Annotated in this window: 20 protein-coding genes and 1 tRNA gene; 7 read left to right on the forward strand and 14 right to left on the reverse strand. The window is 42.6% G+C overall.

Annotation, left to right across the window (positions count from 1 at the left end; genetic code table 11):
• From OCV39_RS10645 to OCV39_RS10690, 10 genes are all read right to left on the reverse strand, one after another.
• Nucleotides 1–1,092, reverse strand: coding sequence for a flagellar basal body P-ring protein FlgI (locus OCV39_RS10645; protein ID WP_017053299.1), 1,092 nt, complete (start codon nt 1,090–1,092; stop codon nt 1–3).
• A gap of 62 nt (nt 1,093–1,154) precedes the next feature.
• The gene (flgH, locus tag OCV39_RS10650) at nt 1,155–1,931 is read right to left on the reverse strand and encodes a flagellar basal body L-ring protein FlgH (protein ID WP_136994402.1); all 777 of its coding nucleotides are present in this window, start codon (nt 1,929–1,931) and stop codon (nt 1,155–1,157) included.
• 52 nt (nt 1,932–1,983) lie between these two features.
• Complete coding sequence (gene flgG / locus OCV39_RS10655) at nt 1,984–2,772, reverse strand: flagellar basal-body rod protein FlgG (protein WP_017053301.1); 789 nt, start codon at nt 2,770–2,772, stop codon at nt 1,984–1,986.
• Between the two features lie 19 nt (nt 2,773–2,791).
• Nucleotides 2,792–3,541 carry a flagellar basal-body rod protein FlgF gene (gene flgF / locus OCV39_RS10660; protein WP_113795359.1) on the reverse strand — a complete coding sequence of 250 codons (750 nt, stop codon included), beginning with the start codon at nt 3,539–3,541 and terminating at the stop codon, nt 2,792–2,794.
• Nucleotides 3,542–3,743: 202 nt separating this feature from the next.
• The gene (gene flgE, locus OCV39_RS10665) at nt 3,744–5,048 is read right to left on the reverse strand and encodes a flagellar hook protein FlgE (protein ID WP_113795360.1); all 1,305 of its coding nucleotides are present in this window, start codon (nt 5,046–5,048) and stop codon (nt 3,744–3,746) included.
• 45 nt (nt 5,049–5,093) lie between these two features.
• Complete coding sequence (gene flgD, locus OCV39_RS10670; protein WP_017053304.1) at nt 5,094–5,807, reverse strand: flagellar hook assembly protein FlgD; 714 nt, start codon at nt 5,805–5,807, stop codon at nt 5,094–5,096.
• 17 nt (nt 5,808–5,824) lie between these two features.
• The gene (gene flgC / locus OCV39_RS10675; RefSeq protein WP_017053305.1) at nt 5,825–6,241 is read right to left on the reverse strand and encodes a flagellar basal body rod protein FlgC; all 417 of its coding nucleotides are present in this window, start codon (nt 6,239–6,241) and stop codon (nt 5,825–5,827) included.
• A gap of 4 nt (nt 6,242–6,245) precedes the next feature.
• A complete protein-coding gene (gene flgB / locus OCV39_RS10680) occupies nt 6,246–6,641 on the reverse strand; it encodes a flagellar basal body rod protein FlgB (protein ID WP_017053306.1) in 396 nt (131 codons plus the stop codon).
• A 273-nt stretch (nt 6,642–6,914) separates the two neighbouring features.
• On the reverse strand, nt 6,915–7,742 hold the full coding sequence (locus tag OCV39_RS10685; protein ID WP_017053307.1) for a protein-glutamate O-methyltransferase: 828 nt from the start codon (nt 7,740–7,742) through the stop codon (nt 6,915–6,917).
• Nucleotides 7,743–7,753: 11 nt separating this feature from the next.
• Nucleotides 7,754–8,674: a chemotaxis protein CheV gene (locus OCV39_RS10690; RefSeq protein ID WP_113795361.1), complete on the reverse strand. Its 921-nt coding sequence runs from the start codon at nt 8,672–8,674 to the stop codon at nt 7,754–7,756.
• 77 nt (nt 8,675–8,751) lie between these two features.
• On the opposite strand from OCV39_RS10690, the gene flgA reads away from it, so the two are divergent.
• From flgA to OCV39_RS10705, 3 genes are all read left to right on the forward strand, one after another.
• Nucleotides 8,752–9,498 carry a flagellar basal body P-ring formation chaperone FlgA gene (flgA, locus tag OCV39_RS10695; protein WP_017053309.1) on the forward strand — a complete coding sequence of 249 codons (747 nt, stop codon included), beginning with the start codon at nt 8,752–8,754 and terminating at the stop codon, nt 9,496–9,498.
• 195 nt (nt 9,499–9,693) lie between these two features.
• Nucleotides 9,694–10,014 carry a flagellar biosynthesis anti-sigma factor FlgM gene (gene flgM / locus OCV39_RS10700; protein ID WP_017053310.1) on the forward strand — a complete coding sequence of 107 codons (321 nt, stop codon included), beginning with the start codon at nt 9,694–9,696 and terminating at the stop codon, nt 10,012–10,014.
• A gap of 19 nt (nt 10,015–10,033) precedes the next feature.
• Nucleotides 10,034–10,459 carry a flagella synthesis protein FlgN gene (locus tag OCV39_RS10705; RefSeq protein WP_171757353.1) on the forward strand — a complete coding sequence of 142 codons (426 nt, stop codon included), beginning with the start codon at nt 10,034–10,036 and terminating at the stop codon, nt 10,457–10,459.
• 282 nt (nt 10,460–10,741) lie between these two features.
• Here OCV39_RS10705 and flgP read toward each other — a convergent pair whose 3' ends face one another.
• Complete coding sequence (gene flgP, locus OCV39_RS10710; RefSeq protein WP_017053312.1) at nt 10,742–11,173, reverse strand: flagellar assembly lipoprotein FlgP; 432 nt, start codon at nt 11,171–11,173, stop codon at nt 10,742–10,744.
• Nucleotides 11,174–11,182: 9 nt separating this feature from the next.
• Entirely contained in the window at nt 11,183–11,818 is a 636-nt protein-coding gene (locus OCV39_RS10715; RefSeq protein ID WP_029203444.1) for a FlgO family outer membrane protein, read from the reverse strand.
• 185 nt (nt 11,819–12,003) lie between these two features.
• Here OCV39_RS10715 and OCV39_RS10720 point away from each other — a divergent pair, with 185 nt between their 5' ends.
• Entirely contained in the window at nt 12,004–13,137 is a 1,134-nt protein-coding gene (locus tag OCV39_RS10720) for a flagellar assembly protein FlgT (protein WP_171757355.1), read from the forward strand.
• 53 nt (nt 13,138–13,190) lie between these two features.
• Nucleotides 13,191–13,267, forward strand: a tRNA-Arg gene (locus tag OCV39_RS10725).
• Between the two features lie 147 nt (nt 13,268–13,414).
• Here the strand turns inward: OCV39_RS10725 and OCV39_RS10730 are convergent.
• Nucleotides 13,415–13,672, reverse strand: coding sequence for a DNA polymerase III subunit epsilon (locus tag OCV39_RS10730; RefSeq protein WP_113795363.1), 258 nt, complete (start codon nt 13,670–13,672; stop codon nt 13,415–13,417).
• 356 nt (nt 13,673–14,028) lie between these two features.
• Between OCV39_RS10730 and OCV39_RS10735 the strand changes: the two genes are divergently transcribed.
• Nucleotides 14,029–14,535, forward strand: coding sequence for a Fe3+-citrate ABC transporter substrate-binding protein (locus OCV39_RS10735; protein WP_113795364.1), 507 nt, complete (start codon nt 14,029–14,031; stop codon nt 14,533–14,535).
• 110 nt (nt 14,536–14,645) lie between these two features.
• Here OCV39_RS10735 and gltX read toward each other — a convergent pair whose 3' ends face one another.
• Nucleotides 14,646–16,076, reverse strand: a complete 1,431-nt coding sequence (gene gltX / locus OCV39_RS10740) for a glutamate--tRNA ligase (protein ID WP_017053317.1) — start codon at nt 16,074–16,076, stop codon at nt 14,646–14,648.
• A 246-nt stretch (nt 16,077–16,322) separates the two neighbouring features.
• Between gltX and OCV39_RS10745 the strand changes: the two genes are divergently transcribed.
• A complete protein-coding gene (locus tag OCV39_RS10745) occupies nt 16,323–19,091 on the forward strand; it encodes a heavy metal translocating P-type ATPase (RefSeq protein ID WP_261888448.1) in 2,769 nt (922 codons plus the stop codon).
• The last annotated feature ends 5 nt before the right edge of the window (nt 19,092–19,096 follow it).

Raw genomic sequence — 19,096 nt, forward strand, 5'->3', positions numbered from 1 at the left:
TTAGATAATGATTAACTGACCTTCAATCGCGCCAGCTTGTTTCAGCGCCTGAAGGATAGCCATTAAATCGGAAGGAGCTGCACCCACTTCGTTTACCGCTCGAACAAGATCATCAAGAGTTAAGCCAGGTTCAAATTTAAACATTTTCCCTTGCTCTTCTGTGACTTCGATATCGGAATCAGGCACGACAACCGTTTGTCCACCAGAAAATCCATTTGGCTGGCTCACGTTCAAGTTTTCTTTAATCGCAACGGTCATTCCACCATGTGTTACCGCTGCGGCTTTAAGGCGGACATGCTTACCGACCACAATTGTACCCGTTCGAGAGTTTACAATGATTTTTGCTGCGCCATCTGCAGGGTTGAATTCGATATTTTCAACAGCAGAAAGGAAGGCAACGCGCTGGCTAATCTCACGAGGAGCACGAACTCGAACCGAAGTTGAATCCACAGCCGATGCCATTTGCGGACCTAAGAAGTTATTGACTGCGTCAGCCATGCGTTGTGCCGTTGTGAAATCGGACTCAAGAAGATTAAAGGTAATGTAATCGCCACGACCAAAAGGCGATGGAATTTCTCGTTCAACGGTAGCACCGCCAGAGATAAGGCCGACTGTTGGGTTGTTTCCGACAATTTTTGAACCATCAGCGCCAGTAGCACTAAAACCACTGACCACTAGATTGCCTTGTGCAACGGCATAAACCTGCCCATCAAGACCTTTTAGGAATGTTTGCAGTAATGTACCGCCACGCAGGCTTTTTGCCGATCCAATGGAAGAGACGGTGATATCGACTTGTTGACCCTGTTTCGAAAAGGCTGGCATTTCAGCCGTCACCATTACCGCTGCAATGTTTTTTGTTTTAGGTTTAGTACCTGGCGGTAGTTGAATCCCAAAATTTTGCAACATGGCGTTAAAGCTTTGATCGGTAAAGGGAGTTGACTCACCCGTGCCCGGTAAACCTGAAACTAAACCGTAACCCACCAACTGGTTACTACGGACACCAGCAATTTTTGAAACGTCTTTGATTCGTGCCGCTTGAGCACTTGTGACACAAAATATCATGCCGAGTAGTAATAGGGTGAGTTTCTTCATCTTCAAATACCTTAATATCTAGCTGACAAAACTACGCCAATACTTCGACTGTAATTTTGTGATTACAAAGCTACATTGAAGAATCGTGCCAAGAATCCCGGCTCTTGCATATCTTGTTGAGTTCCGGTGCCTGAATATTGAATTCGAGCATTAGAAATTCGGTTAGATGCGATGGTGTTATCGAAGGCGACATCATCCGGTCGGATCGTGCCGCTCAAGCGAATGTACTCGTCACCTGTATTCAGTGTGAGCCATTTTTCACCGCGGATCACCAAGTTACCATTGGCCAATACTTCAATAACTTCCACTGTAATTGAGCCACTCAAGCTATTGCTTTGGTTTGCGGCTGCACTGCCTTTGTAGGAGTTATCATTCGAGAGTTCGTAAGAGAAGTTATAATCTTGGATTTTTAATTCATTCCCCCCAACAAAGATCGGATCCATTGATGAGTCATTCGCTTTTGATAAATCAGCATCGGAACTTTTTGCCGCTTTGGTGCTTTCATCTAGAGTAACGGTAATGATATCTCCTAAACCATGAGGCTTCGAATCATCATATAAATTACTCACTTGGTCGGCATTGAACAGCGAGCCTGTTGCCGCCGCGTAGTGCTCTGCTTTTTGTTTCGGGTGAATTGGAGCCCAAGCCGGATCACCAGCGACAGGGTCGGTTCTTCCACGCAGTGTATCAACAATCCCAGAGCTCTCGTCTTCTGACTTATCGCCTTCTACTGCATCGACTACTGTTGTTCCTTGCTGTACTTCTGTTGTTTCTACAGGTTCCAACATAGTACAGCCACTTAAAGAGGCAATAAAAGCTAAGCATAGTAGACGTTTCATAGCGATATTCTCTGGTTAGTTAATCTTTAATGTCTTTATCGGATACGAGTCATTACAACTGCTGGTTCACGAAGCTCATCATTTTATCGACGGACGATATAACTTTAGAGTTCATTTCATAAACTCGTTGAGCTTCAATCATATTAACCAACTCTTCCGTTACATTAACGTTTGATGTTTCAAGCATTGATTGACGAACTGAACCTAAACCGTCTAACCCCGGAACGCCTTCTTGTGGATCACCACTCGCACCAGTCGGTAAATAAAGGTTTTGTCCTAAAGGTTCTAAACCACCAGGGTTAACGAAATCTACTGTGGTAATTTGACCGACCACTTGGTTATCCTGCTGGCCACGAACTCGCACGGACACTTCACCATCGTTACCAACAGTAATTGAGATCGCATCTTCAGGAATGGTGATTTCTGGTTCAAGAGAGTAGCCAGAACCTGAAGTCACAATGATCCCTTCAGAGTTCAACGTGAATTGACCATTTCGGCTATAACCGATGTTGCCATCAGGCATGTTGATTTGGAAAAAGCCATCACCTTCAATCATCATATCTAAACTGTTGGTGGTCGTTTGGGCATTACCGTGAGTGTGCACTTTTTGCGTCGCCACGACTTTCGCACCAGCACCAAGCATTAAACCGCTAGGAAGCTCGGTATTTTGTGATGACTGACCACCAGGTTGATTAATGTTTTGATAGAACAAATCTTCAAACACTGGGCGGCTCTTTTTAAAGCCAATGGTCGAGGCATTCGCCAAGTTATTTGAAATGGTTGAGATATTCGTTTGTTGAGCATCTAAACCTGTTTTACTTACCCATAATGCTGGATGCATGACAATCCCCTTAAATCTATTAGCTCATACGAAGCAGTGAATCGGACGACTTGTCCATCTCTTCTGCTGTGCTCATCATTTTGACTTGCATTTCAAATTGACGTTGAAGGTCAATTAGACTGGTCATTTCGCCTACTGCGTTTACATTACTACCTTCAATAGCACCAGTTAGAATGTGAACACCAGCATCAGCTTCGTACGCCAGATTTGGATCTTTCAAACGGAATAAACCATTTGAATCTTTAAACAATGTTTGTGGGTTTGAACGAGTCAATTTAATGCGATCGATTTGTTCCATCTCAGTCGCTGGAGCACCTTGAGGAAGAACAGAAATAGTGCCATCACGTCCAATTTCAATTTTACTCAATGGAATCGGAAGGGATATCGGAGCACCTGTATCACCTAAAACAAGGTGACCATTACCATTGAGTAACAGACCGTTTTGATCAATTTTTAAGTTACCGTTGCGGGTTAAACCCTCTTTTCCCGTTTTATCTATAACGGAAATCCAGCCTTCACCTTCAATAGTTACATCAAGGTCTCGGCCAGTCGTGATCACGCTTCCTTGGGAGAAGTTATGTCCAGGGCGTTCTGTCATGCTAAATACACGAGTCGGCAAACCTTCACCATACGCTTGCATTGAACGAGCTTGAGCTAAATCCGCTCGAAAACCCGGGGTACTTACGTTAGCTAAGTTGTTTGCTCTAAGCTGCAATGCTTGCATGTTTTGCTTAGCGCCACTCATGGCAAGAAACAGTGCGCGATCCATAATTTGCTCCAAAAAATCATCGTCTGACTATTGAAAAGCAATTTATATGCCAATATAAAAACACCTTTTAATTCAGTTAATTAAAGGAGCGCGTTGTTTGAAAGGAAAATATTGAAGAGAGTATTGCCGTAAAGAGGCAAAGAATATCAAACTGAGTTTGCCACCCAGTTTGATATTGTACCAATGATTGTTAACACTAGAATTAACGGATTTGTAGGATATTTTGCTGCAGTTGGTTATGCACTTCAAGCGAACGAGAGTTTGCTTGGAAGTTACGCTGAGCTGAAATCAGGTCAACAAGCTCTTGAGTCATATCGATATTGGATTGCTCCAATGTGCCGCTACTCACGCTACCGTACGAACCTTTGTTTGATTCACCCCAGATTTTAGCACCTGAAAGTTGAGTTGAATCCCACTGGGTTCCACCTTTTTTATCAAGACCTTGCTCATTTGGCACTCGCACTAAACCAACACGGCCTAATGTGACAGATTCACCATTTGAGTAAGTCCCTAAAATGCTACCACGTTCATCAAAGTCAATTTTGCTCAAGAAACCCGTTGTTGCACCATCTTCATCAAACTTGGTGACTTCAAATGGAGCGGCAAATTGGGTCGCTTGATCTAAACCGAAATTAAGAGTTTGAGTAACATCAGCACCATTCAAATTAATAGGGTTTGCACCAGCTCCGAGCGCTTCAGACACCATAGGAAGTCCACTATTTAATGAGGCTAAAGTACCATCATTATTGAACTTCATTGTGTGGCCAATATGCCCCGTAGCATTAGTAGCATCACCGCCAGTAATGTTGACTGGTTTCTCGCCTAGGTCGTCCGTTACTGTGTAGTAAGAGTTCCAAGTATTTGGCTGAGTTTGATCTTTAAGGTAATACGTCGTCATCTTGTACGATTGACCCATAGAGTCGTAAATCGTTGAAGATGTAGAACGGTTGTAAGAATCAGGGTCATTGAAATCAAATGCTGCCGGATCTTTCAAATCGCCATTTGCAGGTAAGTTAACACCTACATCAATATTCTCAGTTTGCTTTGGCTTACCAAATTCTGCAGGAATGTTTAATGGTTTCGGCTCGTAAGACGTCACTTCATCAGTATCAGGGTTTACGGTATAGCCTAAAAGATACTCTTCATTAGAGGTAACCATGTAGTTATCTTTATTTAGGTGGAAAGCGCCGTTACGAGTAAGCTCATTCGTCGTTGGTTCAAGTCGCTCTTTTGCTACTGCAAAGAAACCTGTACCGCTGATTCGTAAGTCCATTGGGTTATTCGTATAAATACTTGAACCTTCATGGAATTGTTGAGCTACTTTGTTCGCTTGAGCACCACCACCCGTGACTGTTTTAGAGTTCGTAAACAGTGAATTTGAATAAACATCGCCGAACTCCGCACGAGACTCTTTAAAGCCGAATGAGTTTGCGTTGGCAATGTTGTTACTGGTTGTGTTCAGATCTAACTGAGCTGCGGATAAACCGCTTAACGAAATATATGACATTCCAAAAATCTCCTAATCTAGCTAGCGTTATAACTCTATAAAGCGTTACGCTTTGCCAACTTCTAGTACTTCAGCAAGTCGAACTGGCGAAGGAAATCCAGCCAGATTGAGCAGTACGTTACCATCACCTTTACCAAGAAGAACACTGTTCACGTTCGCATACGTTGATACGCCGAATTCAGCACTCTCTCCATCCAACAAACCTGCCGCTTTCACGTTATATTTGCCAGCTGGCAATGGATTACCGTTTTCATCTTTTCCGTCCCATTCAACACGAGTATCACCAGCAGTCTTAGCTCCAACGTCTAACGTACGAATTAATTGGCCCATCTCGTTCTCAACGCGTACAAATAAATTGTCCACTGCTTGAGGGAGTTTAACCATCGCCGCCATTCCGCCTTCTGCCTGCTTAATACCCGCAGCACCTGGAACAAGTACATCACGCCCTACTAATGAAGACGCCTGTAGTGCTTGGTTAGATGTCATTGATGAATTCAAGCTTTCAAACTGTGTATTCATTTTTCCAATGCCATCAACCGTCGCAAATGAAGCCATTTGCGCAATCATTTGGTCATTGCTAACCGGCTTAAAAGGATCTTGTTGAGCAAGTTGCTTGGTGAGCAGAGATAGAAAATCTTCTTGTTTAAGATCTTGTTTCCCCGTTGTCTCATCTGGCTTCTTGGTATTCTCTTGAAGGCTTTTTAGCTGATCAACATAGGACAAGCCGCTTTGTTGACCAATATTATTTATTCCGGCCATACGCTACCCCCTGAACCTTATTGACCCATCTGCAGCGTACGCAGCAGCATCTGTTTACTTGAATCCGCTACTTGTACGTTCGTTTGGTACGCACGAGAAGCTGATATCATGTTTGCCATTTCTTCCATCACGTTAACGTTCGGTTTGTAAATAAAACCTTCGTCATTCGCTAATGGGTGATCCGGGTTATATTCTGCATTGAGTGGTTTATCACTTTCTACAATACCTAATACTTTCACTGGCACGTTATGGTCACGGTTATAACGCGCTTTACTTAATTCCGCACCAAACACCGCGTGGCGAGCTTTATAAGTGTCTTTAACAGAACTACTTACGCTGTCCGCGTTCGCTAAGTTACTAGAGGTTGTATTAAGACGAACTGATTCCGCACTCATGGCTGAACCTGTTACATTGAATACATTAAATAAGCTCATCTAATTATTCCCCTTTAAGTGCTTTAGTTAAGTTCTTGAATTTACTTCCTAAGAAGTCAAGAGAGGCTTGGTGTCTAATTTGATTTTGCATAAACAAGTTACGCTCTAAATCAACATCAACTGTGTTGCCATCTCCAGTATCAGGCTGAGTAGGAACTCGATACAGTTTTTCCCCAGTCACTGTTGTAGAGGCAGAAATATGCCGACCGTCAGTTTCGCTAAGACCAATGCTTGCCCCTGAACTTGCCGCTTGCAGTGCTTTCTGAAAGTCCATTCCTTTTGCTTTAAAGCCAGGTGTGTTTGCTTGCGCGATATTGGTTGATATAACCTCAGCGTTGCGCTCACGTACACCAACCGTGTATTGGTGGATACCTAATGCTTTGTCAAAAGAAATAGCCATGTTTACCTCAACTTAAAGAACTGACCGTATAGTTAAATAAAAGCAATTAACGTACCAACTTTTAAATCAATACTACTAATCTACATTTCATCTTCACTACTGATAAATATCTAGCAATAAATGAGCCATCTTGACTTTAATTAAGATATGAGCCCACTTTAGTAGTCATCACTGAAAGAAAGGCATTGTTTGAGTATAGAAGGGATAAATTTGTTCAAACGAAAAAAAACCTAGCAACAATGCTAGGCTTCTTATTGTATACGTCAGAGTCGACTATTTCAGTTTATAAATAATTCCAGGGTTACATCGAACCATTTCAAACTTATCTGTTAAACCAGTCAAAGACTCTGAAGCACCTAAAAGCAGGTAACCACCAGGATTAAGGCTATTTGCCATCTGGTTAAGTACTTGCGACTTCATCTCTGGTGAGAAGTAAATAAGAACATTACGGCAGAAGATAATGTCAAATTTACCAATTAATGCATAACTGTCCATCAAGTTTTGAGGACGAAAGTTAACCAGACGCTTCACATTGTCTTTGATTTTCATTCGACCATCACCAGCGTCCTCAAAAAAGGTACGGCGACGTTCTGGAGATAAACCACGACCTAAAGCTAGATTGTCATAAACACCCGCACGACACATATCAAGCATGCTTGCAGAGATGTCAGTGGCAGTAATCGACACATTAGGTATCATTCCCGGCTTGCGAGCTTGAGTCTCTAAGATCGTCATCCCCATCGAGTAAGGTTCTTGGCCCGAAGAGCTCGCCGCAGACCAAATCTTAATTGGGCGTTTATTTGCTGCCATTTCCGGTAATAACTTGTCAGCTAAAACAGCAAACGGATAAGTATCACGAAACCAAAGTGTTTCATTTGTCGTCATCGCATCAACAGCGGCAACTCGCAATTCACGATTTCTTCCGCTAACAACATCCCTTAGAAGAGTAGAAAGAGAGTCGAGTTTAAACTTAGTCACCAATGGACTTAAACGGCTTCTAACTAGGTATTGCTTGCTATCTCCAAGCACAATACCGCACTGGGATTCTAAAAAACGACTAAAATCACGATATTCTTGATCACTTATAGTTATTGCAGTCATTAATGTCTCTTTTAATTAGTTAATGCAGTTTTCACTGCTGTACCAAGCTCATCCGGGTTAAATTTCGCTATAAATGAGTTTGCACCCACCCTTTCAACCATTGCTTGGTTAAATACGCCACTAAGTGAAGAGTGAAGTATGACGTATAAATCTTTTAAATGCGGATTTCGTCTAATCTCTGCCGTTAGCGTGTAGCCGTCCATTTCTGGCATTTCTATATCCGAGATAACTAACGATATTTGCTCGTATATACTACCTTCTTCAGCCATTTCAATCAGCTTTTCATAAGCTTCTTTACCATCTTTAACCGATATAACTTCAAACCCTATCCCTTCAATCGCTCTTTGCACTTGTTTACGAGCAACCGTTGAGTCATCGGCAATTAAGATTCGGCGAACTTTTTCTTGTTCAACTTGAGCAATCTCTTCAACAAGGTCGGTATCCATCGTCTCATCAGCAGGTGAAATCTCCATTAAGATTTTTTCTACATCTAAAATTTCTACCAACTCATTATCAATATTTGTCACAGCGGTTAGGTAATTGGCTTTGCCCGCTCCGTCTGGCGGTGGCAAGATAGATTCCCAGTGCATATTAATAATTCGCTCGACAGAACTCACAAGGAAACCTTGAATAGTACGGTTGAACTCAGAAATAACAACAAAGCACTTATCTATATCTGTTGTAGGACGACCACCTATTGCGGCACTCAAGTCAATCACGGAAATAGTTTGACCGCGAATATGTGCCAAGCCTTTAACCAGCGGATGCAAGTTTGGCATTGAAGTAAGCTTAGGGCATTGAAGTACTTCTTTTACTTTAAATACATTGATACCGTAACGTTGTCGTCCCATTAGACGAAACGTTAAAAGTTCCAATCGGTTTTGACCAACAAGTTGCGTACGCTGATTCACTGAATCAAGAACACCCGTCATAAGCTCATCTCCATCTCAAACTTTTTATCTCAAAAATGATAGTCTATTATCGTCTACGTGAAGAACAGAGAAACAGAATGGCATATTATATGAATAATTTAGATCCATTTTCCATCACTAAGTGTAGAGCTTTCTATAAAACTTTTGTTAAGTCTATCGGCATTTTATTCGTTTTGTTTAGTTTTTTCTCCCACGCGGCTACAGAACAACAAATTGAATTGATCCAGAAAGCTGCTGAAAATCACATTTTCGATACAATTCAGCAACCACCAGGGGGGGAACTATCAGTACAAGCGGCAAATATTGATTCTCGAGTGAAGGCGAGTGATTGCCCTCAACCGCTCAAAACTAGTGCCTCAAATTCTAGCAATTCTACCAGTAACATCAATGTTCTTGTGCAATGCGAAGCAGATAACTGGCGAATATATGTGCCTGTTCGTTTATCCATTTCCGTTCCGCTCGTCACCGCGACCCGATCACTCTCTCGTGGGGACTTGATCAGCCAAAGCGATCTCACTATGGGCATGATAGAACTGCACCGCTTTAGACGCCAAGGGTTTTCGGATCCTAAGCTTGTTATTGGCGCAAAATTGAAAAAAAGTATTCGCCCAGGAGAGGTTGTTGAGCGTGGCGATGTCTGCATTGTGTGTCGAAATGAAAAAGTGGTAATAAGAGCCGTCAAATCTGGAATGACTATCACAACTAAAGGAACCTCTCTTCAGGACGGGTCAACGGGTGATCAGGTCCGGGTGAAAAATGATACATCTAAGCGTATAATTGATGGGCAAGTGACAGGGATTGCTGAAGTCACTATCTATTTTTAATCTCTAAAAGCTTTATTTTTATGCTTAAAGTGCAATTTGTTTGCTATTTAACTCGTTGTCGTTCAATAAAAAAGCAATTAAATTATTCTATTTAAGATATGATGATTAAATAATCACTAAAAAAAGGCTAAAGTATTCCTTCCTGACGTCGATATTGACTGTACAGGTTTCTAAATTCGTAAGTAAGGCTCTTATATGGCAGGTATTGATAACATACGTTCCGGGCAACCCATGACGACGACAAATCGTAGTTCTGCACGCGCAGAATCGAATGCATCAAGTCGCTCGGAATCTGCACCTAAAGCAACGGGTAAACAAGACGAAGTATCGCTAAGCCAGCAAGGCAAAGCGATTGGTCAACTTCACCAACAAATGGCATCTCAACCGAGTTTTGATAGTGCTAAGGTAGCAGCAATTAAAGAAGCTATTTCTAATGGATCTTACAGCGTAGATCCAGAAAAACTGGCTGATAACATGATGAAATTTGAAAATGAATTTTCAGGGCTTGAAGCCTAATCGAGGCTGATAATAAACGATGGCGACTTTAACTGATCTAGTCAATTATCAACTCAAGAATGCTCAGGACCTGTCTGAACATCTTGATCTTGAAAAAATTGCGATCACTAGCCGTGTATCCGTTGATATTGAACGCATCGCAAAAGAAAAAGTGACTCTAATTAGTCAGCTAAGACAGACTGATCAACGAATTGCATCACACACCAATGTTGCAGAGCTTAAAGAAGACCCAGCACTTGCTGAAATGGTCTCTCTTATTCAATCTATTATTCATGATTGTCAACAAGCGAATAGTGCGAATGGTGAAGCCCTACAAAGAGCACAATTAAGTTTCAATAAACTGAATAACTTGATGCAGCAAAGCCAAGGCAAAGTTGGTATGACCTATAATGCAGGAGGCCAAACAAACTCGGTTTCCACCCTAGGCACCAACATTAAAGCATAAGCGACTACTTAAGCGTCTAAAGTATAATCGTTCAAAGCTGAATAATTCAAAACTAAATACCAGACGCAAAAGCTCATCAGCAATGCTAGAGCATTAAAATAAGAACATAAAAAAGCGGCTTTGATAGCCGCTTTTTGCCGTCTGTACAGTTTCACATAAATCGGACATAACCGTTATATGGCTAATTGGTTCTCTGGAGAAAAACGTAAACTAGCCTATATTGCTACTGGTTGACTGATTCAAACTGGAACCATACTTTGGTTCATCTATCTATTTATATTTCTAAAACAGAGTTTGTCTACGGTTATCTGGTACTTGTTGTACTTCACCATAATCACGTAGCTTATCCATTTTACGAATATCAAGTTTCAGCTCAGTCACATAACTATCGCCTACCGGATAACTTCTCAACACTTCAGCACCTCGAATGACACCATCAACGGCACCTGATGTTGCTTCTGTACCTAAGCGTTGGTCTTGTAGCTCTGCACGCCCACTGACTCGCATGCCGTAGACTTGTTCAGCAAGCTCACGGTAAGCATCCAGTTTTGACGCTCTCATTGCTCTTACTCGTCTCTCTTCATCCGTTCTACCGCTTTGCTCGCTAATGCTGGCATAACCGACCGCGACAAGAACTTCATCTTCACGCATTGTTTGCAATGGCTGACAACCCACGAGGATCAAAACAAATATTAGAGATATAACTTTTTTCATAACCAATACCTATGGACGAAGAATAACAGTATAAGGCTGCTTCATTCTTGGATCAGAGCGGATAATAACGCCATCCTGAGTTCTAATACTATTCAGTGTATCTAAATCACGGCCAATTCTGTCCGCAGGAAGGAAACCTTGTGCCGTAGCCACAACAATTCTAGTTTGCATACCCACGACTCGGGCATTGACCAAAACACCACCCTCTTGGCGTAACATTGTTCCGGTCAAAATATATTGGATATCTTGCTCTTGCGCGAGATCTTTCCAATCTCGGCTCAAAGCAAAGTCACCCTGTTGGGTCACTTGAATCGACCCTGTCGCTTTAAAGTCAACGACCTTAAAACCGCGGCGTTGCAATTGATGGATAAAGCCTTCAGACACTGAGTTGCCAAGCCAGTTTGTCGCATCCATACTTTGCAGATCAACAAAAGAGGTCACTGCTATAGGTGTACGCGCAGACACGCTTGTGTTTGATATCATTAGCTCTTCAGTCATACTCTCGACGAAGAAATCCATAGTATGTCGGGGGGTATCCATCAGCATGAACTGACTACCCGAATACGGTTCTTTACCATTATATATCGGTGAATAGGCACATGACGTCAATAACATCACAGTTGCCATTATAAGCCACTTTTTCATTCTCTTACTCTCCAGATAAATGCTAGTGCTTTGCCCAATATCTCTTTGTATACATTACTCTCTCTTAATGAATTACAATATTGGAACGTTCTTTGCTTTTCATAAATTGTCGAATTAAGAAAAGCAGCACCGAAATCAGCTACAGAAACCTAAAGCAATATTTATACCCAACTGGTAATAATCGAATGAAAAAACTATTTTCTCTTATAATATCAACAACATTAGCACTACTAGCCTCTTTTAGTGTCAATGCCTCTTGGTATGAAGTTACAGGTGTTGCCACTATTGTTTCGTCTGATGAGGTGGCAAGAGTCCATGCTTTGGAAGATGCTGTTTATCAAGCCGTCAACTTTTCTGGGGCAAATATCGGCAGTATCAGTGCTCTAAGACCATTCCTGGAAGAAAGTAGAAAGGAGTATCAGTTCACCAACCACGAAGTCCGCTACATTCTGATTGAATCTCAACGTTCTCGTGGCAATCAAATGGTGGTAAAAGCAAGAATTGATATCTACCCTTCGGCAAATGGTTGCCAGTCCAATCAATATAAGAAGACATTCTTAGTCGGAAATATTGACGTAGCGTCACCTCAACAAGCGGTTATGGGACAAATTTACCGAGTTGGCGACGATTTTAGCCACGTAGTTAACAGGCAGCTTGATCAGGAATCTCGAAGCTTTATATCTGTCGGAACCACCGATTATGAAATAGATGCTAAGCGACCTGAAATGCTAAAAATGATCGCCCAAGATACAGGTGCCCAATATATTATTGGTGGTGTCATTACTGATTTAACGGCAACAATTGAATCTAAACTATTGCGTGATGATATTATCAACCGCCAATTTGCTCTCGAAATGCACATTTATGACGGTAAAACAGGTAATGAAGTCTACAACCGAAACTACCGTGAAGTAGCGAAATGGCCTTTTGCTAAAACCAGCCAAGTCGATACTCGTAGCGCTCGTTTCTGGGCATCCACCTACGGCGAAATGCTCCTTAGAGTCAGCCGAAATATCATGCTAGATTTGGAATCTGAAGTGTCATGTAAAATCACCTTACCAGAAGTTGTGGCTGTGTTTGGCAACACCATCACGATGGACTTAGGTCGTTTACATGGGGTTCAAGTAGGCGACAAACTCACCCTTTGGCACACTGGCTCTTTTATCGATCAACATGGCCTGCCTCGAAATAAAGTATCGAAGAGTGACATTACACTAACGGTATCTCGTGTGTATGAAAATGAAGCGGAGCTCGCCGTCGATCAGCCCAACCTTGCTGGAAGTATCCAAATTGGTGATGTTATGAACAAACAGCTATAAAAATCAGAACGAGTGCTTAACTTATTCATTTTATTGAGTATGATAAGCACCATGCTCCCGTGGCACAGCTGGATAGCGCGGCCCCCTCCTAAGGGGCAGGTCACAGGTTCGAATCCTGTCGGGAGCGCCATATAAAGAAAGGGCTAAGAAGTAGTGAACTTCTTAGCCCTTTTGTTTTTTGTCACTACATAAGCAATGTTTAAAATCTAGCGTTGGAACGACAGCCCCAAACTTCTTGCTGTTTTCCAAGAAAGCTGGTTATCAGAATATGAACAACCTACTCTGCATTATCTTCCGTAAACGCGGCTTCAATTCTTTCAAGCTCTTGTTGCTCTTTTATTTTTAATTCTTCTTGAATCATTGCTCGGCGTTCTTTTAGATTTTTCTTCTCTGACTTAGTTAAAAATTTAACTGCTTTCTTATTGCCAAGCGCATACGCTACAACATCTTCACCTTTCTCTCTGCGCTCATTCACTCGTTGTGAAAAACGCTCATCATCTCGTGCTTTTCGCTGCTCAGCATTTAACTTGCTCATCGCTTACATCCTCATTAGTTAATCGTGGTAGGTTTCACTACACTCAGTAAAACAAATGAGTTCTATTTCACATTCATATCGCTGATAGGGAGATACTAGCATGATACTCATTGAAGTTTTGCTTTTGGTGGCATCAATACATCGTTGATATTCAAAAAGCATTAACACACATTTAGATTTAAACGGACGTTGAGTTACAATCATAAAACCTCTTATGCACCAAGAGTAATAACTCAACGTTCGCCGATTCTCAAACTTGTATCACCTTCTCAATTTTTCTTTCCTATACTCAATTGATACTTCTACTTTTAGACGTTACCTCTTACAATTAACAAAACTGTAAACAATAAAGCCTTATGAAGAAAAGCAATCTAGAAACCAGTACAGGTCATCGCTTTATCTCACAGAGCAAGACCGCGTTTAAAATTCATATTCATACGCCTGATGATACGGTGATGCACCGCTCTGTTGGTTTCATCAAAATAGGTGAGAAAGAAGGATTAAAGAAAGCAATTGCATTGCGCAATGAGCTTGGTAAAGAGATGTGGGGGAAATTTTGGGGAAAATTGCTCAAAGATCCTTACTTGATGACTCGTCTCCCTCATAATTTAGAGCCAAGCATTGTCTACAAACCAAGTCCGACACTGGCGGATCCAGATCATCGTGACGCTTGCTATATCGCAAAGTGGCGTGAGTTATGTGATGACGGAAAATACCGCTATCGCACCAAAGTATGCTCTATCAATAAGCATGGAAAACTTGCCGCTTATACACAAACGAAAAAAGCACTACTTGTGGCACACAAAGATAACTTGAAGATTCTTGAATTTATGGGCCGACTGCACAGTATTGATTTGAAATAACGGTTAGCTAAGATTCAAAACGCTCCAAGATTTAAGACTAGCTAACAATCAAAAAAAAGCCTCACAACGATAAGTTATGAGGCTTTTTATGTTTTGGTTACTGCTTAAACTTATTGAGCGTTCGCTTCACGTTCAGCAATAAACTCTAGAGCCATCTTGATACGAGCAATCACGCGCTCTTTACCAACAAGTTCCATTACCGCATCAACAGAAGGAGACTGACCGCCACCTGTTACTGCTACGCGAAGTGGCATACCAATTTTACCCATGCCGATTTCTAGCTCTTCACATACCGCTGCAATCACACCATCTTTGATGTTTGCTGTTGTGAAGTCTTCTAGCGCTTCCACTTTTGCCAAAGCAAGTTCTAGTGGGCCTTTCGCTACACCGCGTAGATGTTTCTTCGCAGCGCCCGCTTCAAACTCAGAGAAATCTTCGTAGAAGTAACGAGATTGCTCAGCTAATTCCACCAATGTATTACAACGCTCACCCACTAGCGTGATCACGTCTGTAATAGCAGGACCGTTTTCGGTGTTGATGTTTAGATTATCTAAGTGCCATTGCAGGTATTTTGCAACATACTCAGGTTCAGACGTTTTGATGTAATGGTTGTTCAACCAAAGTAACTTATCAGTATTGAACGCTGAAGCTGATTTGCTTACCGCTTCAAGAGTAAATAAGTTAATCATCTCTTCTTGAGAGAAAATTTCTTGGTCACCGTGAGACCAGCCTAAACGAACAAGGTAGTTGTTCAGTGCATTTGGCAAGTAGCCTTCATCACGGTATTGCATAACAGATACAGCACCGTGGCGTTTAGACAGTTTTGCACCATCATCGCCAAGGATCATTGCACAGTGAGCAAAAGTCGGAACTGGTGCGCCTAATGCGTTGTAAATGTTGATTTGACGTGGTGTGTTGTTGATGTGATCTTCACCACGAACAACGTTAGTAATGCCCATATCCCAATCATCAACAACCACTACGAAGTTATACGTTGGAGCACCGTCTGTACGGCGAATGATCAGATCATCTAACTGGCTGTTTGCAATTTCAATGCGGCCACGGATCTGATCATCAAAAACAACCGAACCTTCTTTAGGGTTACGGAAACGGATAACACATGGCTCATCGCCCGTTGCTGCTGCATTTGCTGCAACAATTTTAGGGTGGTTAGCATCGTAGCGAGCCATCTCTTTGTTTGCTTCTTGCTCTGCACGAATTTCGTCTAGCAACTCTTTAGAAGCGTAACATTTGTATGCTTTGTCTTCTGCAAGTAGCTGTTCTACGACTTCGTTGTAACGGTCGAAACGCTTAGATTGGAAGTAAGGACCTTCATTCCACTCTAAACCCATCCACTGCATTCCTTCAAGGATCGCATCTACCGCTTCTTGAGAGTTACGCTCTAAGTCAGTGTCTTCGATACGTAAAACGAACTCACCGCCTTGGTTTTTAGCATAAAGCCAAGAGTACAATGCAGTACGTGCACCACCAACGTGAAGATAGCCAGTAGGGCTAGGAGCAAAACGAGTTTTAACCGTCATTTGATTTCCTTAGGAATAAATGGGTAGCGAGACTTCAGTTAGCTCACTACGAGTACAAGGATTTAAAGTGGCGACATTTTACCACCCTAAAGCAAATCTACAATGATCGTGCTGTTTTAAATTTCTTATCCTCCATCATCATTGTGACTGTTTTTCTAACCAATCTCTTTTTTTGTCATCAAACATTGACCTTACCCTTAAGGTAAGGTTTATCTTAATCGTGTGTCTTACCATTAAGGTTGTCTCATGAACCACTATACCCTTCCGCTTCATGGATTAAATTGCATGGGGTGCGCGAATAAAGTCAAACGAGCATTAGTAGAGCACTCTGAAAGCACTGTCATTGATATCAGCCCGACAATGCTTCAGGTAGACACGCCACTTCCGCTGACCGATATTATCAATACAGTAGAATCACTCGGCTACCATGCTGGGGATAAGGTTCAATTCTCTCTATCGGGATTAAGTTGTGGCCGCTGTGTAAAGAAGCTCAGTCAACACCTTGAGCTGCACCCTCATATTGGTGTCTTCTCTGTCACGACAACCGAATTAACGTTAGTGACCGACCTGAAATCGCAGCAGATTATCGACTTAGTCGCATCTGTAGGTTACCAAGCGTCTCCTCTTCTTGAGTCAGAAACCTCAGACAAGCAAACTGTCGCCGATGAGCAATCAATCGCTGAGAAAGTCATCACGTCAACACCATTAGCAAGTGAGGCTTTAATAGCAGAACCTCATTCAGACGCGCCACCAGCAAAAACTCAACCCAATCACAGTTATCATTTATTGCTGCAAGGCTTAACTTGTGCAAGTTGTGTCTCTTCAGTCGAGAAAGCTTGTCTCTCTGTCGAAGCGGTATCACACGTTCAGATTAATCTTGCTGAGCAGAGCGCATTAGTTTTCTCGGTATCCGAGCAAGAGGTGATTCAAACACCTTTAATTGCTGCGATAGAAGCGGCTGGCTATCACGCTGAATTTGTTCATTCTCCTGAAATCCAGCAGCAAAAACAGCTTGAGCAACAACAAGAAGAACAGAAAATATACCGCAAAAATGCGATCACAGCGCTGCTACTCGGTGCACCTCTGATGCTTTGGGGAGTGCTAAGCGGCAACATGATGATCCGTACGACTCACGATCAACTGATTTGGGGAATGGTTGGGCTACTCTGCTTATGGTTACTCGCCACATCAGGGAAACACTTTTTCATCAATGCTTGGAAGTCGGTCTTACATAAACGCGCGACAATGGACACCTTGGTTGCGCTCGGTACTGGTGCTGCTTGGCTCTACTCCATATTTGTCGTGCTCATTCCAGATTGGTTTCCGATAGCCTCTCGTCATGTTTATTTCGAAGCCAGTGCAATGATCATCGGGTTAATTTCACTTGGTCACTATATTGAAGCAAAAGCAAAAGCTCGCACCACTCAATCTCTACAAGCATTGATAAACCTGCAACCGCAGCAAGCAACGCTGGTTAATAATGGCTCAGAACAGAGCATTGCAGTGGAAGCGATCCAACTTGGGATGCAGTTAAGAATTAGACCCGGTGAAAAGGTGCCCGTCGATGGAAAAGTGGTCGATGGTGAATCTTATCTTGATGAGTCAATGCTGACAGGTGAACCGGTTCCAGCCGTCAAAGCTCTTGGTGATGCACTCTCTGCGGGTACTATCAATGGGGATGGCAGCCTCCTCATGGAAGCGACAGGCGTTGGCAGCGATACCATGCTCGCCCGTATTATTCAAATGGTACGTCAAGCACAAAGCAGTAAACCAGCCATTGCCAAACTTGCTGACTCTATATCTGCAGTGTTTGTTCCTGTCGTCGTTGCTATTGCGGTGCTCTCTGCGCTTATTTGGTTTTGGGTCGGTCCAGATCCAAAAGCGAGCTACATGTTAGTCGTCGCAACCACCGTTTTAATCATTGCCTGTCCTTGCGCTTTAGGTCTCGCGACACCGCTTTCGGTGACCGTCGGCGTTGGTAAAGCAGCAGAACTAGGAATATTAATTAAAGATGCTAATGTTCTACAATCTGCCAGTAAGATTAATACGGTGGTGTTTGATAAGACAGGAACGTTAACTCAAGGAAAACCTAGCGTCCAACGACTGTTTTCGTTCAACATTGAAGATAATGATTTGCTCACCCTCGCCTACTCTGCCGAGCGTCATTCAGAGCATCCATTAGCGAAAGCGGTATGCCAATATGCTCAAGAGCGGCACTTAGAACCTTTGGTACATAGCCAATTTAGCAACCTGCGTGGGAAAGGGATCCAAGCCACAATCGATAGCAAGGATATTATCATCGCATCACTTCAGCATGCCGAAACGCTCAACGCCGATCTTTCCGAAGCAAAGCATGCTATTTCTCAATGTAAAAAGTCTGCATGGACGCCCGTTGTCGTCATTATCGATAACCAGCTCAGCGGCATTATCGCCATTTCAGATCCAATTAAACCCGATGCGAAACTCGCCATTACTCAATTAAAGCAAGCTGGTATTCGCACCGTCATGCTCACCGGAGACAGCCAACACGTCGCAAAAGCTATTGCTGATGAATTAGGCCTTGACCAGGTTATCGCGCAAGTCTTGCCTGATGAGAAAGCTCAACATATCGAACAGCTACAACGTAATAACGGAATTGTCGCTATGGTCGGTGATGGTATCAATGATGCACCCGCTTTAGCTCAAGCTGATGTCGGAATTGCCATGGGAAGTGGCAGTGATGTTGCCATAGAGAGTGCACAAATGACGCTACTAAACTCATCCCCAATCGCAGTACTAAATGCCATTGAACTGTCTAAAGCTACCGTTCGAAATATGCAACAGAACTTATTTGGTGCCTTTGTTTATAACTCGCTAGGTATTCCAATCGCCGCTGGTGTTTTATATCCATTTTTTGGCTTCTTACTTAGCCCTGTCGTTGCAGGTGCAGCGATGGCGCTATCTTCAATTACCGTGGTGAGTAACGCAAACCGCTTGCGTCTGTTCAAACCACAAACTCACGACACAAATCGATAAGGTGT

Source organism: Vibrio cortegadensis, assembly GCF_024347395.1.
In the GTDB taxonomy this organism is placed as follows: Bacteria; Pseudomonadota; Gammaproteobacteria; order Enterobacterales; family Vibrionaceae; genus Vibrio; species Vibrio cortegadensis.

Bases quoted from the DNA above. Each gene is read 5' to 3' on its own strand.
- gltX (WP_017053317.1), bottom strand. From the start codon at position 16,076: ATGACGGTTAAAACTCGTTTTGCTCCTAGCCCTACTGGCTATCTTCAC.
- flgF (WP_113795359.1), bottom strand. From the start codon at position 3,541: ATGGATCGCGCACTGTTTCTTGCCATGAGTGGCGCTAAGCAAAACATG.
- flgP (WP_017053312.1), bottom strand. From the start codon at position 11,173: ATGAAAAAAGTTATATCTCTAATATTTGTTTTGATCCTCGTGGGTTGT.
- OCV39_RS10720 (WP_171757355.1), top strand. From the start codon at position 12,004: ATGAAAAAACTATTTTCTCTTATAATATCAACAACATTAGCACTACTA.
- OCV39_RS10735 (WP_113795364.1), top strand. From the start codon at position 14,029: ATGAAGAAAAGCAATCTAGAAACCAGTACAGGTCATCGCTTTATCTCA.
- flgM (WP_017053310.1), top strand. From the start codon at position 9,694: ATGGCAGGTATTGATAACATACGTTCCGGGCAACCCATGACGACGACA.
- flgH (WP_136994402.1), bottom strand. From the start codon at position 1,931: ATGAAACGTCTACTATGCTTAGCTTTTATTGCCTCTTTAAGTGGCTGT.
- flgD (WP_017053304.1), bottom strand. From the start codon at position 5,807: ATGGCCGGAATAAATAATATTGGTCAACAAAGCGGCTTGTCCTATGTT.
- flgC (WP_017053305.1), bottom strand. From the start codon at position 6,241: ATGAGCTTATTTAATGTATTCAATGTAACAGGTTCAGCCATGAGTGCG.
- flgA (WP_017053309.1), top strand. From the start codon at position 8,752: ATGGCATATTATATGAATAATTTAGATCCATTTTCCATCACTAAGTGT.
- flgB (WP_017053306.1), bottom strand. From the start codon at position 6,641: ATGGCTATTTCTTTTGACAAAGCATTAGGTATCCACCAATACACGGTT.
- OCV39_RS10705 (WP_171757353.1), top strand. From the start codon at position 10,034: ATGGCGACTTTAACTGATCTAGTCAATTATCAACTCAAGAATGCTCAG.
- OCV39_RS10645 (WP_017053299.1), bottom strand. From the start codon at position 1,092: ATGAAGAAACTCACCCTATTACTACTCGGCATGATATTTTGTGTCACA.
- flgG (WP_017053301.1), bottom strand. From the start codon at position 2,772: ATGCATCCAGCATTATGGGTAAGTAAAACAGGTTTAGATGCTCAACAA.
- OCV39_RS10690 (WP_113795361.1), bottom strand. From the start codon at position 8,674: ATGACGGGTGTTCTTGATTCAGTGAATCAGCGTACGCAACTTGTTGGT.
- OCV39_RS10730 (WP_113795363.1), bottom strand. From the start codon at position 13,672: ATGAGCAAGTTAAATGCTGAGCAGCGAAAAGCACGAGATGATGAGCGT.
- flgE (WP_113795360.1), bottom strand. From the start codon at position 5,048: ATGTCATATATTTCGTTAAGCGGTTTATCCGCAGCTCAGTTAGATCTG.
- OCV39_RS10685 (WP_017053307.1), bottom strand. From the start codon at position 7,742: ATGACTGCAATAACTATAAGTGATCAAGAATATCGTGATTTTAGTCGT.
- OCV39_RS10715 (WP_029203444.1), bottom strand. From the start codon at position 11,818: ATGAAAAAGTGGCTTATAATGGCAACTGTGATGTTATTGACGTCATGT.
- OCV39_RS10745 (WP_261888448.1), top strand. From the start codon at position 16,323: ATGAACCACTATACCCTTCCGCTTCATGGATTAAATTGCATGGGGTGC.